Annotated in this window: 14 protein-coding genes; 6 read left to right on the top strand and 8 right to left on the bottom strand. The window is 73.4% G+C overall.

What is annotated here, in order from left to right:
• Positions 1 to 7 precede the first annotated feature (7 nt).
• Complete coding sequence (locus FHX71_RS11995) at positions 8 to 1,072, bottom strand: ABC transporter permease (RefSeq protein ID WP_220489662.1); 1,065 nt, start codon at positions 1,070 to 1,072, stop codon at positions 8 to 10.
• 208 nt (positions 1,073 to 1,280) lie between these two features.
• Here FHX71_RS11995 and FHX71_RS11990 point away from each other — a divergent pair, with 208 nt between their 5' ends.
• The 4 genes from FHX71_RS11990 (at position 1,281) to FHX71_RS11975 (ending at position 4,903) form a co-directional block, all read left to right on the top strand.
• Positions 1,281 to 2,528, top strand: a complete 1,248-nt coding sequence (locus FHX71_RS11990; RefSeq protein WP_312877026.1) for a sensor histidine kinase — start codon at positions 1,281 to 1,283, stop codon at positions 2,526 to 2,528.
• The gene (locus tag FHX71_RS11985) at positions 2,525 to 3,145 is read left to right on the top strand and encodes a response regulator (protein WP_182616477.1); all 621 of its coding nucleotides are present in this window, start codon (positions 2,525 to 2,527) and stop codon (positions 3,143 to 3,145) included. The genes FHX71_RS11990 and FHX71_RS11985 overlap by 4 nt, the downstream gene beginning before the upstream one ends.
• 57 nt (positions 3,146 to 3,202) lie before the next feature.
• Positions 3,203 to 3,523, top strand: coding sequence for a hypothetical protein (locus FHX71_RS11980; RefSeq protein ID WP_182616475.1), 321 nt, complete (start codon positions 3,203 to 3,205; stop codon positions 3,521 to 3,523).
• Positions 3,524 to 3,631: 108 nt separating this feature from the next.
• Complete coding sequence (locus tag FHX71_RS11975) at positions 3,632 to 4,903, top strand: hemolysin family protein (protein WP_182616473.1); 1,272 nt, start codon at positions 3,632 to 3,634, stop codon at positions 4,901 to 4,903.
• Positions 4,904 to 4,927: 24 nt separating this feature from the next.
• Here the strand turns inward: FHX71_RS11975 and FHX71_RS11970 are convergent, their stop codons facing one another.
• Entirely contained in the window at positions 4,928 to 7,465 is a 2,538-nt protein-coding gene (locus tag FHX71_RS11970; RefSeq protein ID WP_182616471.1) for an MMPL family transporter, read from the bottom strand.
• Positions 7,466 to 7,549: 84 nt separating this feature from the next.
• Between FHX71_RS11970 and FHX71_RS11965 the strand changes: the two genes are divergently transcribed.
• Together FHX71_RS11965 and FHX71_RS11960 are read left to right on the top strand one after the other, a co-directional pair.
• Entirely contained in the window at positions 7,550 to 8,128 is a 579-nt protein-coding gene (locus FHX71_RS11965; protein ID WP_182616469.1) for a TetR/AcrR family transcriptional regulator, read from the top strand.
• An 80-nt stretch (positions 8,129 to 8,208) separates the two neighbouring features.
• The gene (locus tag FHX71_RS11960) at positions 8,209 to 8,862 is read left to right on the top strand and encodes a PAS and ANTAR domain-containing protein (protein ID WP_182616467.1); all 654 of its coding nucleotides are present in this window, start codon (positions 8,209 to 8,211) and stop codon (positions 8,860 to 8,862) included.
• A gap of 33 nt (positions 8,863 to 8,895) precedes the next feature.
• Here FHX71_RS11960 and FHX71_RS11955 read toward each other — a convergent pair whose 3' ends face one another.
• The 6 genes from FHX71_RS11955 to FHX71_RS11930 all read right to left on the bottom strand — a co-directional run bounded on the left by FHX71_RS11955 (position 8,896) and on the right by FHX71_RS11930 (position 15,830).
• Complete coding sequence (locus tag FHX71_RS11955; protein ID WP_312877025.1) at positions 8,896 to 9,504, bottom strand: PAS and ANTAR domain-containing protein; 609 nt, start codon at positions 9,502 to 9,504, stop codon at positions 8,896 to 8,898.
• Between the two features lie 657 nt (positions 9,505 to 10,161).
• Positions 10,162 to 10,626: an ANTAR domain-containing protein gene (locus tag FHX71_RS11950; protein WP_182616464.1), complete on the bottom strand. Its 465-nt coding sequence runs from the start codon at positions 10,624 to 10,626 to the stop codon at positions 10,162 to 10,164.
• A gap of 137 nt (positions 10,627 to 10,763) precedes the next feature.
• A complete protein-coding gene (locus tag FHX71_RS11945) occupies positions 10,764 to 13,025 on the bottom strand; it encodes an exo-beta-d-1,3/1,6-glucosidase (protein WP_312877090.1) in 2,262 nt (753 codons plus the stop codon).
• A 212-nt stretch (positions 13,026 to 13,237) separates the two neighbouring features.
• Positions 13,238 to 14,053: an alpha/beta hydrolase gene (locus FHX71_RS11940; protein WP_182616462.1), complete on the bottom strand. Its 816-nt coding sequence runs from the start codon at positions 14,051 to 14,053 to the stop codon at positions 13,238 to 13,240.
• Between the two features lie 75 nt (positions 14,054 to 14,128).
• Positions 14,129 to 14,923, bottom strand: coding sequence for an oxidoreductase (locus FHX71_RS11935; RefSeq protein WP_182616460.1), 795 nt, complete (start codon positions 14,921 to 14,923; stop codon positions 14,129 to 14,131).
• Positions 14,924 to 14,933: 10 nt separating this feature from the next.
• Positions 14,934 to 15,830, bottom strand: coding sequence for a helix-turn-helix transcriptional regulator (locus FHX71_RS11930; protein ID WP_182616458.1), 897 nt, complete (start codon positions 15,828 to 15,830; stop codon positions 14,934 to 14,936).

Genomic DNA, 15,830 nt, shown 5'->3' with positions numbered 1-15,830 from the left:
CGGGCGGTCAGCGGGCGGCGAGGGCGGCGTGCGGGTCGACGCGCGCCACCCGGGCCACGGCGACGCCCGCGCCGACGAGCCCCAGCAGGATCAGGCCGCCGGCGGGCACGAGGGTCGTCGCGGCGGTCAGGACGACCGGGACGGCGTCGGGCAGCAGGGCGGCGCCCGCGGCGGTGAGCGCCGTGCCGATCCCGACCCCGCCGACCAGCAGGACGGCGGCCTGCCCGAGCGCGTCGCGCAGCAGGTAGCCCGTGGAGGCGCCCAGCGCCTTCAGCACTGCGACGTCGCCGGTCCGGCTGATGGTCCAGACCGTGAAGAACGCGCCGACGACGAGGGCCGAGATGACGAGCAGGAAGGCCTGCATCGTCGTCAGCGACGTGTTCTCGCCCACGAAGGAGGACACCGCCGAGCGGGCGTCCGACGTGGTGACCGTGGTGGTTCCGAGGGCGTCGTCCGCGGCGGCGAGCCCGGCGTCGCCGGTGCCGGTCGTGGTCAGGGCGACGACCGTCGCGACGGGGCCGTCCGTCGCGGCCTCGGGCCCGCGGGCGCCGACGGCCTGCCAGTCCTCCAGCGTCGTCCACACCACGGGCGTGTGCGAGAACGACTGGTCCACGTCGACGGTCCGCGCGACCGTCAGCCGTTGCCCGCCGAGCGTGACCGTGTCACCCGCGCCGACGTCGAGCGCGTCGGCGGCGCCCGGGGTGAGCACCACCGTGCCGGGCTCGACGTCGGCCCCGGTATCGGCGCCGCTGTCCCCGGGCACGAGGCCCGTGCCCGGGGCCACACCGAGCGCGGTGACCGCCGCCGTGGTGCTGCCCGACTCCGCGCGGGTGGTCGCCACCCCCAGCGGCTGGGCGGACGCGACGCCCGGCTCCCGTGCCCAGCCCTTCCACTGCTCCTGGGTGACGCGGGACGCGGTGAACTCCGGGGAGTCGCCCGCGGCGGGCATCGAGAACGCGACGTGGTCGGCGGACAGGTCGGTCACGGCCGATGTCGACTCCCGCGCCAGCCCCGCCGTGAGGGAGGCCAGGAAGGTGACGAGAAAGGTGATGAGCACGATCACCACGGACATGAGGACGAAGCGTCCCCGGGCATGCTTGAGATCGCGCAGGGCGACGAACACGAGATTCCTCCGAACGGTTGCCGGTACGGGTACCAGCCTCCGCGCCGGGCGGACGGCGGTCATCGGCGGCGCGTGTGATCGTGCGCCGTCGAACGGTGGACCGGAGGTTCAACCTTTCGGACGATGCGCGGGTCCTTCCGCTGGCTATCGTGGACGGGTGACCCGCCCTTCCTCGTCCGCGGCGACCTCGTCCCCGGCGACGCGCGGCCTGGTCGTCGGGCTCGACCTCCTGCTGGCGGTCCTGGTGGTCGTCGCGGTGGTCCAGGCCCCGCCCGGCGTGGGGTGGCCCGCGGCGCTCGCGGGCGGTGCGCTCCTGGCCGTCTACGTCGCGGGGCGAGCCGTGGTCCGGGTCCACGAGCGGTCCGTGGACACGCCGCGGGGCGCCTGGTGGCCCGACGTCGCGTGGGTCGCCGGCCTGACCGCCCTGTGGCTGGTGCTGCTGTGGCTGTCCCCGGCGGGGCTGTGGGTGGCGTTCCCGCTCATGCTCCTGCAGCTGCACGTCCTCGGGCCGCGCCGCGGCGTCGTCGCGGTCGCCCTGACCGCGGTCGTCGCCGTCGCCGACGGTCTGCTGACCCGGTCCGGGCCGGGGGAACCGTGGACCGGGTACGTCCTGGGGCCCCTGCTCGGGGCGGCCGTCGCCGTGGGCGTGGTGCTCGGCATCGAGGCGTTCGTCCGCGAGGCGCAGAGCCGGCAGCGCACCGTGGACGAGCTGACCCGCGCACGCCGCCACCTCGCCGTGGCGGAGCGCGAGCGGGCGGTCACGGACGAGCGCGCTCGCCTGGCCCGCGACATCCACGACACCCTCGCGCAGTCGCTGTCCGCGATCGAGCTCCTGCTGCGGGCGGCAGAGGACGCCGTGGGCTCCGACGAGGACCGGGCACGCGCGCTCGTCGGCCAGGCCCGGTCCGCCGCGCGCGACGGCCTGGCCGAGGCCCGGCGCGTGGTGCAGGACCTCACGCCCGCCGACCTCGACCGCACCACCCTGCTGGGGGCGCTGCGCCGGGTCGCCGATCGCACCGCGGCCGGCCTCGACGGCACCGGGTCGAGCCCCCTGGCGGTCACCGTGCACACCGTCGGCCCCCCGCGACCCCTGCCCGTGCCGCTTGAGATCGCGCTGCTGCGTATCACGCAGTCCGCGCTCGCCAACGTCGACGAGCACGCCGGCGCGTCCCGGGCGGAGGTCACGCTGACGTACGAGCCCGGCAGCGTCACCCTCCGCGTCGCGGACGACGGCGTGGGCCTCGACCCGGCGCCCGCGGCTGGGTCCGGCGGACGGGGCTTCGGCATCCCCGCCATGCGCTCGCGGGTGCGGGAGCTCGGCGGCGAGCTCACGCTCGAGGGGCAGCCCGGCGCCGGGACCGTCCTCACGGTCACCCTGCCGGTCCGGCCCGGGGAGGACACATGATCGACGTCGTGGTCGCCGACGACCACCCGGTGGTCCGGGCCGGGCTCCGCGCCGTGATCGACGGCCAGCCGGACATGCGCGTCGTCCACGAGGCGTCGACCGCCGAGGACCTGCTGCGCTGGCTCGACGGCGGGGGCCGGGCCGACGTCGTCCTGCTCGACCTGCGCTTCGGCGACACCCGGATGAGCGGCGCGGAAGCCACCGGGAGCATCGTCCGGCGGCACGCGACACCCGTGCTCGTGGTCACGACCTACGGCACCGACGCCGACATCCTGGCGGCCGTGGAGGCGGGCGCCACCGGCTACCTGCTCAAGGACGCGCCGACCGAGGAGCTCGCCCGCGCGATCCGCTCCGCCGCCGCGGGCGAGGTGGCGCTCGGCGCGGACGTGCAGCGGCGGCTGCTGGGGCGCGTGCGCACCCCCGCCGAGACCCTCAGCGCACGCGAGCTCGAGGTGCTGCGCCTGGTCGCCGCGGGGCGGTCCAACGACGCCGTCGCCCGCGAGCTCTTCCTCTCGGTGGCGACGGTGAAGTCGCACCTCGCGCACATCAACACCAAGCTGGGCACCCAGTCGCGGACCGAGGCGGCGGCCACGGCGCGGGAGCGCGGGATGCTCTGACCCGCCTCGCCGGGATCACGCTTGCCCCGGGCACGGCACCCCGGGACGATGTCCCGCATGACCACTCCCACACCCTCCGAGCCCCGCCGGCCGGTCCCCACGCGCGCTGTCCTCGCGGCCCTCGTCGTCGTGGGGCTGGCTCTGCTGGCGGCCGCCGTCTGGTCCGGGACCCGGCCGGTGTCCTACGGCTGGTTCGCGTACGCGCCGCTGTCGGAGACGACCTACGTCCCGAACCCGGGCCTGGCGCCCGGGACCACGGCGCTGCTGGCGGGCCTCGGCGCGCTCCTGCTGGGCGGTGCGGCCGGGTTCGTCGTCGGACGGCGGAGCCTGTCCGCACCCGGCCCGGCCACCGGGAACGGTGAGACGCCCGCCGGCTGAGCACCCCGGTTTGACATGCGGCGTCGCGCCTCATGTACTCGTCGCCATGGATGACGCACACAGTCCCTGCGCCCACCGCCCGAGCCGGACCGGGGAGGTGGGCGGCTGATGGATCAGGACACGATCCTCAACGTCGCACTGGTCCTGGTGTTCATCCTGGTCGGTGGAGTCTTCGCCGGCACGGAGATCGCTCTGGTCTCGTTGCGCGAGAGCCAGATCGGCCGCCTGGAGGCGAAGGGCGGGCGCGGCGCCCGCGTCGCCGCGGTGGCCCGTGACCCCAACCGGTTCCTCGCCGCCGTGCAGATCGGCGTGACCGTCGCGGGGTTCTTCTCCGCGGCCTACGGCGCCTCGACCCTGGCCCCCGACTTCGTGCCCGTGCTGGAGAGCATCGGGCTGCCGGCCGACGTCGCCGGGACGATCTCGCTGATCGCGCTCACGCTCGTCATCGCCTACCTCTCGCTCGTCCTGGGCGAGCTGGTGCCCAAGCGGTTCGCGCTCCAGCGCTCCCAGAGCGTCGCGCTGATCGTGGGGCCGCCGCTGGACCGGTTCGCGACCCTGATGCGCCCGGTGGTGTGGCTGCTGTCGGTGTCCACCGACGCTGTGGTCCGGGTGCTGGGCGGCGACCCGCGGGCCACGTCCGAGGAGATGAGCGAGGAGGAGCTGCGCGACACCGTGGTGGCCCACGAGGGGCTGCCCGAGGAGGAGCGCCGCATCCTGCGGGACGTCTTCGACGCCGCCGACCGGTCGGTCAGCGAGGTGATGCGCCCCCGCGGGGAGGTCACGTTCATCGAGGGCGACCTGACGGTGTCCGAGGTGCTGGAGCTCGTGCAGGTCAGCCCGTACTCGCGCTACCCGGTCACCGGCACCGACTTCGACGACGTGATCGGCGTGCTGCACGTCCGGGACCTGTTCGGCGCGTCCGGGACGACGCCGGTGCGCGAGCTGACGCGCTCGATGCTCTACCTGCCGACCACGGCGCACCTCATCCCCGCGCTGTCGCAGATGCGCCGGGAGCGGCGCCACCTGGCCGTCGTGGTGGACGAGTACGGCGGCACCTACGGGATCGTCACCCTGGAGGACCTCGTGGAGGAGATGGTCGGCGACATCCGTGACGAGCACGACGCGCTCGACGGCGCCCAGCCGCCGTCGGCCGACGGGACGAGCGTCGTGGACGCCGGCATCACCATCGAGGAGTTCGCCGAGCAGACCGGGGTCGAGCTGGCCGACGGCCCCTACGAGACGGTCGCCGGCTACGTCGTCAGCCGCCTGGGCCGCGTGGCCGAGACGGGCGACCAGGTCGGCATCGACGACGTGGACCTGGTGGTCACGGAGGTGCAGGGGCGGCGCCTGGTGCGCCTGGAGGTCGTTCGCCGGGGCTGACCGGCTGTCAGCCCCGGCCGGCGGTCAGCGCCGCACGGGGTGCTGACGCTCCAGGGAGGCGCCCTCGACGTCGACGTCCGGCAGCAGGCGGTCGAGCCACCGGGGCAGCCACCACGCGCTGTTGCCCAGCAGGTGCATGAGCGCGGGCATGAGCAGCATGCGGACGACGAACGCGTCGACCAGCACGCCGAACGCGAGGCCGAAGCCGACCGACCGGATCATCACGGACTCGGCGAACACGAACCCGCCGAAGACGGCGACCATGATGAGGCCCGCGGCGATCACGACCGAGCGGCCCGCCCGGAACCCGCGGGCGACCGCGAGCCGGGCGGGGTCGCCGTGGACGTACGCCTCGCGCATGCCGGTGGCGAGGAAGAGCTGGTAGTCCATGGCGAGCCCGAACAGGATGCCGACCAGGATGATCGGCAGGAACGACAGGATCGGCCCGGTGCTGTCCAGGCCGATCAGGCTCGCGCCGAAGCCCTGCTGGAAGACCGCGGTGATGGCGCCGTAGGTGGCGAACAGGGACAGGACGAACCCGCCGGTCGCGATCAGGGGCACCAGGATCGAGCGGAACACCAGGATCAGGATCAGCAGCGACAGGCCCACCACGACGAGCAGGTAGAGCGGCAGCGCGTCGTTCAGGCTCTCGGAGATGTCGATGTTGATCGCGGCCTGGCCGGCGATGCCCAGCTCGGCCTGACCGCCGCGGTCCAGCGCCACGGGCGGCAGGTCGCGCAGGTCCCGGACCAGGGCCTCCGTGGACTCGCTGTTGGGGCCCTCGGCCGGCACCACCTGGAAGGCGGTGAGCGTGCCGTCGTCCGACGTCGCCGCGGGGGCGACGGCGGCCACGTGCTCGACGTCGGCCAGGGCCGAGCCGATGGCGAGCTGCGCCTCGGTCTGCTCGCCGTCGTCGAGGCTGGCCGGGAGGTCGGCGGAGACGAGGAGGCGGCCGTTGGCGCCCGCCCCGAACTCGTCGGCCGTGATCGTGTACGCGCGCTCGGCCAGCGAGCCCGCGGGCTCGGACGAGCCGTCGGGCAGGCCGACCCGCATCGACAGCGCGGGGATCGCCAGCGCGAGCAGGCCGACCACGGTGAGGACCGTCGTGGCGACCGCCCGGCCGGTGGACATCTCGCGGACGTGCGCCACGGCCTCGTCCTGGCCCGCGGTGGCGCGCCGGGCCCGGCGGCTGAGGATGCGCTCGCCGACCAGGCCCAGCAGGGCCGGGGTCAGCGTGATCGCGATGAGCACGGCGATGGCGACGCAGGCCGCGCCCACGGTGCCCATGAGGCCCAGGAACGGGATGCCCGTGATGTTGAGCGCGAGCAGCGCGACGACGACGGTGCTGCCCGCGAACACGACCGCCGTGCCGGAGGTGCCGTTGGCCAGCCCGATGGACTCGCGCACGTCGGTGCCGTGCAGCATCTGCTTGCGGTGCCGGTTGAGGATGAACAGCGCGTAGTCGATGCCGACCGCGAGGCCGAGCATCAGGCCGAGGACGGGGGTGACCGAGGCCATCTCGACCACGCCGGAGAACGACAGCGCGCCGAGCGCGCCGATGCCCACGCCGGTCAGCGCCGTCACGATCGGGATGCCGGCGCCCACCACGGTGCCGAGCATCACCAGCAGCACGATCGCCGCGACGACCAGGCCGGCGATCTCGCCGGGCCCGACCAGGCTCGGCACGCCCTGCGAGATGTCGGACGAGACCGCGACCTCGACGCCGTCGATGTCCGTGCCGGTGAAGTGGTCGACGACGGCGGTCTTGGACGCGTCCTGCAGCTCCAGCCGCGGCTCGGTGAAGGCGATGTTGACCTGCGCGGCCGCACCGTCCTCGGACACCACCCGGATGTCGCGGGCCAGGTCCAGCAGCGCGGTGCCCGTCGCCAGCTCCTGGGCGTTGCGCTCCAGCTCCGCCAGGCCGTCGTCGAGCTCGTCCTGCCCCTGGGCCAGCTCCTCGCGCCCGACGTCGAGCTGCGCCTGCTGGGCGTCCAGCTGCTCCTGCTGCGCGTCGAGCTGGTCGGTCGGGAAGCCCGCGGCCTCGGCCTGCGCGCGTCCCTCGTCGAGCTGGGCCTGCCCGTCGTCGAGCTGCCGCTGTCCGGCGTCGAGCTCCTCCACGCCCTGGTCCAGCCGCTCCTGCCCGTCCGCCAGCTTCTGGCGGCCGTCCGCGAGCTGCGTCTCGCCGTCCTTGAGCCGGGCGACCTGGTCGGCGCGCTCCGACTCGGCGTCGAAGGGGTCCACGACCTGCGCGACGTCGGGCAGGTCGCCCGCGTCGTCGGCCAGGGCGCTGATCTGCTCCTTCTGCGCGTCGGTGAACGCCGACCCGTCGGTGGTGGCGAACACGATCGTGCCCGAGGCGCCGGCGAGGTCGGGCAGCGCCGCCTCCAGCTCCTCGACCACCTCGGAGGAGGGCAGCCCGGGCACGTCGAAGCTGGTCGCGAGCTCGCCGGACCACGCGGTGAACGCCCCGACCGTGCCGGCGAGCACGAGCACCCAGGCGCAGATCACCGCCCACGCGCGGCGTGCCGCGCCCTTGCCCAGCCGGTACAGCAGTTCCGCCATCGGTCTCTCCTCATGTTCCAGTGGTCGAGCGCGATCAAGAATACGCGACGTTGCGTCTCGTTAATGCGCCCGTAGGATCGGGGGATGACGGAAGCGGGAGCGGTACCTCGACGACGAGGCGCCGCGCGCAGCGAGACGGCCCGGCGGGCCATCCTCAAGGCGGCCTCGTCGCTGTTCGCGACGCGCGGGTACGACCACCTGACGATCGAGGGCATCGCCGCCGAGGCCGGCGTCGCGAAGCAGACGATCTACCGCTGGTGGCCCTCCAAGGGGTCGGTCGTCGCGGAGGCGCTGCTGGAGGGCGAGCTGCTGCCCGGGCACTTCGAGGTGCCGGCCACCGGCGACGTGCGCGCGGACCTCACGGCGTGGCTCGAGGACCTGTCCCGCTTCGTCGACGACCCGGGCAACGCGCCGTTCATCCGGTCGCTGGTCACGGCGGCGGCGGAGAACGCGGACATCGGCGCCCGGCTCGACGAGGCGCTGGGCGGCTCGGAGCTGACGACCCGGGTCGAGGACGCCGTGGCGTCGGGCGAGATCTGGGCGCGGACCCCGGTGCAGGAGGTGGTCGACGCGCTCGTCGGCGCCGTGGTGACCCGCGCGCTGCGCCGCGTGCCGGCCACGCCGGACACCGCGGAAAGGTTCGTCCACCTGCTCCTGCGCTGACGGGCGGGAGCAGGGCCCGCGTGCGAGTGACGCCCGTCCATGGCGACAGTAGGGGCACACGCCGACCGGGGGAGCCGCAGATGGAGAGCAAGATCGAGGAGGCCCTCGACGGCGGCGAGATGCCGCCGGTCGGCCGCTACCGGCTCGACCTGCTCACGGAGACGTGGTCCTGGTCCCGGGAGGTGTACGTCATGCACGGGTTCGAGCCCGGCGAGGTCGTCCCCACCACCGGGCTGATGGTCTCCCACAAGCACCCGGACGACCTGGGCAACATCGACGGCGCGCTGCGGCGGTCGGCCGAGTCGGGCGAGGCGTTCAGCTCCGTGCACCGGATCGTCGACACCCGGGGAGAGACGCGGACCCTCGTGATCACCGGCCAGGGCTACCGCGAGGAGGGCACGGGGGAGGTCACCGTGCTCTCCGGCTACATCATCGACGTGACGGACTCCCACCGCGCGGCCGCCGCGCGCGACGCCACGGCGGCCATCCAGGCATCGGCGGAGCGCAGGGCGGCGATCGAGCAGGCCCGGGGGATGCTGATGATGGTCTACTCCGTGGACCACGACCTGGCGTTCCAGCTGCTGCGGCGAGTGTCCAACGACACGAACGTCCCTCTGCGTGACATCGCCCGCGAGCTGGTCGGCTTCGTGGAGTCCTCCGTGCCGGCGGCGCCGGAGAGCCGCGGCCTGGTCGACGAGTTCCTGCGGTCCGTCAGGTCGTCCGGGCGGGACTGAGGGCGGCGGGAGCCGCCACGTCCCCGCGGCGACTCAGGACGGCGGCTCGGGGGCGCGCGGGCCGGACAGGACGGCGATCACGTCCGCCGCGGCGCTCTGCCTGCTGGTCAGCTCGATGATCCGGCGGGCGACGTCCCGCACCGCGACGTTCGTGTCGTTCGAGGCGCTCCGCATCCGCTCGAAGGCCTCGGCGGAGCTGATGCCCAGGGCGAAGGCGATGATGCCCTTGGCCTGCTCGATGGGGGCGCGCGTGGCGGCGGCGGCCTGGATGGACGAGCTCGCCGCCCGGTTGGCCTGGGCCTTGATCCCGGCGGTCACGTCGATGAAGTACCCCACGAGCTCGACGACGCGGCGGGTGTCCGGGTCGCGCCGGCCCTGGCCGACCACGGCGAGGGTCCGCTCCTGCCCGCGGGCGTCCATGATGCGGTGCACGCTGCTGAAGGGCTGGCCCGTCGCCGCGGCGACCTCGCTCGGCACCTGCCGGGCGGAGGGCAGGTCGTCGGGGTGCTTGTGCGACAGGATCAGGGCCGTGGTCGGCACCACGTCGCCGGGCTCGAAGCCATGGATGCGGTAGATCTCGTCCGACCACCACCACTCGTCGGTGGCCAGGTCATAGCGGTACCGCCCGACGGTCTGGTTCACCCCGAAAGTGAGCGCGTGCTCCACTTCCATCGGTTCTGCGGTCAACGGCAAGCCTCCTCGTGCGCTGTGCGCCGACGAGCCGCGTCCTGACCCGCGGTAACCCTAGCCTGACTGGACCCGTGCTGACACATCGGCAGGAAGCCCGCGGTGGGCACGCGGCCGGCGCGGGCCGGGGGAGCCGGCCCGGGTGATTTCCTGCCGGGTCTGACTGAGGCCGACCGGGTCGGCTCGGGACGCGCCCGGCGCGGCCGGGTGATCGACGGGTGATCAACGGGGTGATCCAGCGGATGATCAACGGGTGAACTCCGGCGGGTGCCGGAATGGCTTTTATGGCCGCACTCTCGGGCGATCGGGAGAGATATTCTCGACGTCGTCGGCCGGACCGGCACCATTGCCAGGTCCGGAGTATTCACTCGGGTGAGAAACGAGTCGTCTCAACGGGTCGGACTGCTTGAAATGCGTACGGGATCGCTGGCCCGAGTGGTTGAAAGGTGTACCGAAATGGCGCGCGCCTGACATTCTCGTGACGGTGGCTGAAATTCTGCCTGATATGTTTGATCTTGGTAGTTCCCGTTCTGGGCGGGAATTGCTGCAGGATGGCCCCGCCCTCCGCTAGCGCCCCGCGAAGAGCCTGGTCATGACCCTCCGCGAGGCGGCTCAGGACGGCGCTCGTGCAGTGCTCGGCGCGATGTTCGCGCCGGGCACTTCGCGTGGCCGCACCGGGTGGGTTGCCTCCACGGCGTGCTCCAGGAGGTCCTGCATGATGTCCGCGTCGTCGTGGTCGCCCTGCAGCGCGGACACGATCTGGTTGGCCGCCAGCCGCACGGGGATGCCGGCGATGTCGGCGGCGTCGACCAGCATCTGCGTGGCCGTCTCCTCGTCGACGCGGTGCGACACGACGACCACGCTCTTGGCGCGCTCGATCATCACCTGCCCGACGAGGCCCGTCGGCACGGTCTCGTCGGGCGGGCGCCGGTCGAGAGCAGCGGCGCGCTCGACCACCTCGGGCTCGCTCAGGATCACGGGCGAGGCCGGCGACGGCGGCGGAGGGCCGGTGGAGAGGACGGGGGAGGCTGGTTCGGCGTCGCCGACCAGCGTCCAGGACTGCCTGTGCGTGGGCATCATGAGGTTCCCGGTTCCGTAGGGAACGGAAAGCCACTTCATGACTCGAACTCCCGAGACTAGATCAGATCGGGTGAATCAGGAAGTCCCCCTGCCCGGGCCGCCCCCGCGGTGTCCCGCGGGGGCGGCGTGCCAGGTCAGGGCGCGGTCACGGTGAACGGCGCGCGCAGCAGGTCGGCGTCGCGCGAGGACGGGCCGACCAGGAGCTCGAAGCCGCCGGGCTCCACGACGCGGCGGCCGGCGGCGTCGACGACGCTGCAGTCGCTCACGGGCAGGTCGAGCTCCACGGCGAGGCGCTCCCCGGGCGCCAGGTCGACCTGCCGGTAGGCCTTGAGCTCCTTGTCGGTCCAGCTCACGGACGTCACGGTGTCGCTGACGTAGACCTGGACCGTCTCCCGTGCCGGGCGCGCGCCGGTGTTGGTCAGCGTCACGGTGGCGTGGACGGTGCCGTCGGGCGCCACGGTCTCGCCGGCGAGCTGCAGGTCCGAGTACTCGACCGTGGTGTAGGACAGGCCCTGGCCGAACACGAACGCGGGCTCCTGCGTCAGGTCGGCGTACCGGACCCCGTGCTGCCCGCGGATCTGGTTGTAGTAGACGGGCTGCTGGCCCACGTGGCGGGCGAACGAGATGGGGAGCCGCCCGGAGGGCTCGATCAGGCCGAGCAGCAGCTCGGCGACCGCCCGGCCACCCTGCATGCCGGGGTTGGCGGCCCAGATCACGGCCGCGGCGCCCAGCGCGGACTCGGGGAGCACCAGCGGCTTGGAGGCCATGACCACGACCGCCAGCGGTGTGCCCGTCGCGGCCAGCGCGTCCAGGAGGGCGACCTGCCCGCCCACCAGCTCCAGCGTCGCGGTGGACTTGTACTCGCCGACCAGCTCGACCTGGTCGCCGACGACGGCCACGACGTAGTCCGCGCCCTCAGCCCGCGCGACGGCCTCGGCGATCAGCTCCGGGTCGGGGTCGCACGGGACGGCGATCTTGGGCCGGGGCTGCCCGTCGGGCAGGGTGTCGCCCTCGGGCGGCGAGACCAGGGTGACGATCTCGGCGCCGAGCGCCGACGAGACCGTCCAGTCCTGGGGGGTCAGGGCCTTCAGGCCGTCCAGGACCGTGGTGATCATCTCGCGCGGGTGCCCGTCGGGCAGCCAGTCGGCCTGCCCGGAGCTGCCGGCCCAGTCGCCGAGCTGCGCCTGCGCGGCGTCCGCCAGCGGCCCGACGACGGCGACGCGGCGGGGTGCGCCGTCGCCCGCGCCCGCACTCCCGCCCGTGGCGCGGCCGCCGTCGTCGAGGGCGCCGAACCCGCCCGCGAGGGGGAGCGCGGCGTCCGTGTTGCGCAGCAGCACCAGGGACCGGCGCGTCAGGTCGAGGTTCACGGCGGCGTGCGCGTCGGAGCCGATCAGCGCGGCGTCGCGCTCCAGCGTGGGGCGCCGCGGGTTCTCGAACAGGCCGAGCTCGAACTTGAGGGTCAGGATGCGGGCGACCGCGCGGTCGAGGTCGGACTCCACCATGAGGCCGCTCTCGATGGCCTCCTGGGCGCCCTCGAAGAACTGCGGGGTGGTCATCACCATGTCGTTGCCGGCCCGGACGGCCGCGGCCGCGGCGTGGGCGTGGTCGGGCTGCACCTTCTGCTCCCAGACCATCCGGCCCACGTTGTCCCAGTCGGTGATGAGGGTGCCGGTGTAGCCCCACTCGCCGCGCAGCACGTCGTTCAGCAGCCAGTCGTTGATGGTGATCGGCACGCCGTCCATGGACTGGTAGCCCAGCATGAACGTGGCGCAGCCCTCCTTGGCGACCCGCTCGAACGGGGGCAGGAACCAGGACCGCAGCTTGCGGCGGGAGATGTCGGCCTCGGAGGCGTCGCGGCCGCCCTGGGTCTCGGAGTACCCGGCGAAGTGCTTGGCGGTGGCCAGGATCGCGGTCGGGTCGGCCAGGCCGTTGCCCTGGTAGCCGCGCACCATCGCGGAGGCGAGCTCGCCGATCAGGTACGGGTCCTCGCCGAACGTCTCGTCCACGCGCCCCCACCGCAGGTCGCGGGCGATGCAGAGCACGGGGCTGAAGGTCCAGTGCACGCCGGTCGCGGCGGCCTCGACCGCCGTGACGCGGGCGGCCTGCTCGACCAGCGCCGGGTCCCAGGACGCGGCCATGCCGAGCTGGGTCGGGAAGATCGTGGCGCCCTCGAAGAACGAGTGCCCGTGGATGCAGTCCTCGCCGACCAGCAGCGGGATGCGCAGCCGGGTCTGCTCCACGAGGTCGTGCGCGAGCCCCACCCGGTACGGCGAGGTGTGCAGGATGGACCCCACGTGCTTGCGCAAGATGTCGCCCTCGTAGTCGCCGCGGGCGTCGAGCTGCAGCATCTGGCCCACCTTCTCGGCCACGGTCATCCGGGCCAGGAGGTCGGCCACCCGCTCGGGGACCGGGCGGCGCGGGTCGAGGTAGGCGGCGTCGGCCCCCGGACCGGAGCCCTCCTGCGGCTCCTGGGCGTCCGTCCCTCGTCGCTCCACCAGCTCGCGCTCGTTCACCACTGCACTCCCTTGCCTCTACGATCGTGTCCGGGAAAACTTACAGGGTGGTAAGCGTCTGTGGGGACACGGTCTCGCCGGCGGAGGCTCCCGTCCTAGTCCGCGGTGACGGGCGCGAGGTTCTTCGCCGCGAGCCAGGCCAGGGTGACGTCGGCGACGTCGCGCCAGCCGGCGTCGATGGTCAGCGAGTGGCCGCGCCCCTCGAACTCGTGGTACTCGGTGACCGAACCCGGGCTGGCCTCGTACATCTTGAGGACCTCGAGGGTGACGGCCTTGGGCACGGTGTGGTCCTCGCTGCCCGAGGTGAGCAGCAGCGGGCCGCGTACGGCCTCGTGGGTCTCGACCGCGGCGGGCGAGTTCCGCGTGAAGTTGGCCGTGGCGTCCTCGAACAGCGGCCGGCCGGGGCCGGGGATGGTCCAGGCCTCGAAGAGCGCGTCCGACTCCTCCTGCGTGAGGGTGTTGCCGAAGCTGTAGCGGAACTGCTTGGCCGTTAGCGCGACGGTGCGCTTCTTGTTCGCCGGGTTGCCGAGCACCGGGAAACCGGAGCGGAGCTGCGAGAAGGGCAGCGTCTTGACGCCCTTGATCGGCGCGGGGTCGATGGCGACGGCGGCGACGGCCAGGTCGTTGGCCAGGAGCTCCTGGGCGATGAGGCCGCCGAAGGAGTGCCCGACCACGATCGGCTTGGTGTCGAGGGTCTCGATGTGGTCCGCGTAGTGGTGGCAGATCTGCTCGATGCCCACGTCGTCGAGCGCGTCGGCGGCGGCGCGCGTCGCGGCCACGGTGTCCGCGTCGCCGGGCCAGCCGGGTGCGCTCGGCGCGTAGCCGCGCTCCGCGAACAGGTCGACCCAGGGGGCCCAGGCGGACGAGTGGATCCAGAGGCCGTGGATGAACACGACGGGTGTCTTCGGCATGCGGGATCTCTTTCCGGGGAGGAACTGCGGGGGAGGAACTTCTGGGGGAACAGCAGGGACTGACGCCCGGGGACGTCAGAGCTCTTTGGTGAGGCCGCCGTCGATGAGGAAGTCCGCGCCCGTGACGTTGCCCGCCCGGCTGGAGGCCAGGAGCAGCACGAGGTCGGCCACCTCCTCCGGCTCGGTGAAGCGTCCGGTCGAGAACCCGCCGCCCGCCTCCACGATGCGGCGCCGGGCCTCCTCCGGCGAGACCCCCATGCTCTTGGCGACGGTCGCCGCCACGCCGTTCTCGCCGAGCCACAGCGGCGTTGAGACCGGGCCCGGGCTGACGGTGTTGAAGCGCAGTCCCTGCGCGCCGAACTCCTTCGACAGCGACTTGGAGAGGTTCCACACCGCGGCCTTGGTCGCCGAGTAGTCGATGACGCCGGGGTCGGGCAGGTAGGCGTTGACGGAGCAGACCGTCACGACGTTGCCGCCGCCGCGCTCGACGAGCAGGGGGATGGCGGCGCGCGTCGTGCGGACCATCGCCATCAGGTTCAGGTTGAGGGTCGTCTGCCAGTCGTCGTCGGTGACGTCCAGAAACCCGGTGGTGCGCGGCTTGAGGGCCCCGACGTTGTTGACGACGACGTCCAGGCCGCCGAAGTGGGCCGCGCGCGACACCAGCTCGGCGGGCGCGTCGGGCTCCGCGAGGTCGATGGCGACGGCGAGCACCTGGCCGGCGTCGGAGAGCGCCACGAGCTCGTCGGTCACCGTCCGCGCGCCGGCGACGACGTTCGCCCCCTCGGCGACCAGCGCCCGGGTGACGGCCAGACCGATGCCCTTGCTCGCGCCGGTGACGACGGCGACCTTTCCGGCCAGTTCGAGATCCATGCCGGTGACGCTAGACCTGCCGGGCGTGCTCCGGACGGTCCGTGGGTGTCCCTGCTGGGCTCACCCTTCCCACTTGTCCGACGTCGCCTCCCGTGCCGTCGCCGGCCAGCAGCCGCATCGCCGCAGCGCTCGGCGTCCCGGGCTCGGCGAAGTAGAGGAACAGCGACTGGCCGTCGGTGCCGATCAGCGGGAGGCGCTGGTAGCCCAGCACGAGATCGCCCACCATCGGGTGCCGCAGCTCGTGCGTGCCGTGGCCGGACACCCACACGTCGCGCCGCGCCCAGAACTGGCGGAACAGCGCGCTGCTCGCGGTGCCCTCGGCGACGAGCTCGGCGAGCCGGGTGTCGCCCGCGCGGGTGTCGGCCATCGTGTGCAGCAGGGCCACCGAGCGGGCGGCCAGGCCCTCCCACTCGACGTGGAACACCTGCTCCGACGGGTGCGTGAAGAGCGAGAGCACGCTGTTGACGCCCGGCCGGTAGTTCGGGTTCAGCGCCCGCGCCATGGCGTTGGACGCGAGGACGTCCATGTACCGGTTGTGCACGACGGCGGACGTGACCGGCCACAGGTCGATCAGCCACCGGGTGCTCTCGTGCACGACGTCGCCCGGGTCGACGACGACGGGCGCCTCACGCAGCCCGGCCAGCCCGTGCAGGTGGGCGGTCGCCGCGGGGTCCAGCCGCAGGGCCCTGGCCAGGGCGTCCAGCACCTGCCCGGACGGGTTGCCGTCCCGGCCCTGCTCGAGACGCAGGTAGTACGCGGTGCTGATGCCCGCGAGCACCGCGACCTCCTCCCGGCGCAAGCCCACGACACGCCGCACGCCCTCGTCGACCGCCAGGCCGACGTCGGCCGGTCGCAGCTGCTCGCGCCGCGCCCTCAGGTACCGGGCCAGCCGGCCGTCCGCGTTCAT

It is taken from the genome of Promicromonospora sukumoe (genome assembly GCF_014137995.1).
GTDB lineage: Bacteria > Actinomycetota > Actinomycetes > Actinomycetales > Cellulomonadaceae > Promicromonospora > Promicromonospora sukumoe.
This window is presented reverse-complemented; position numbering and strand designations above follow the sequence as displayed.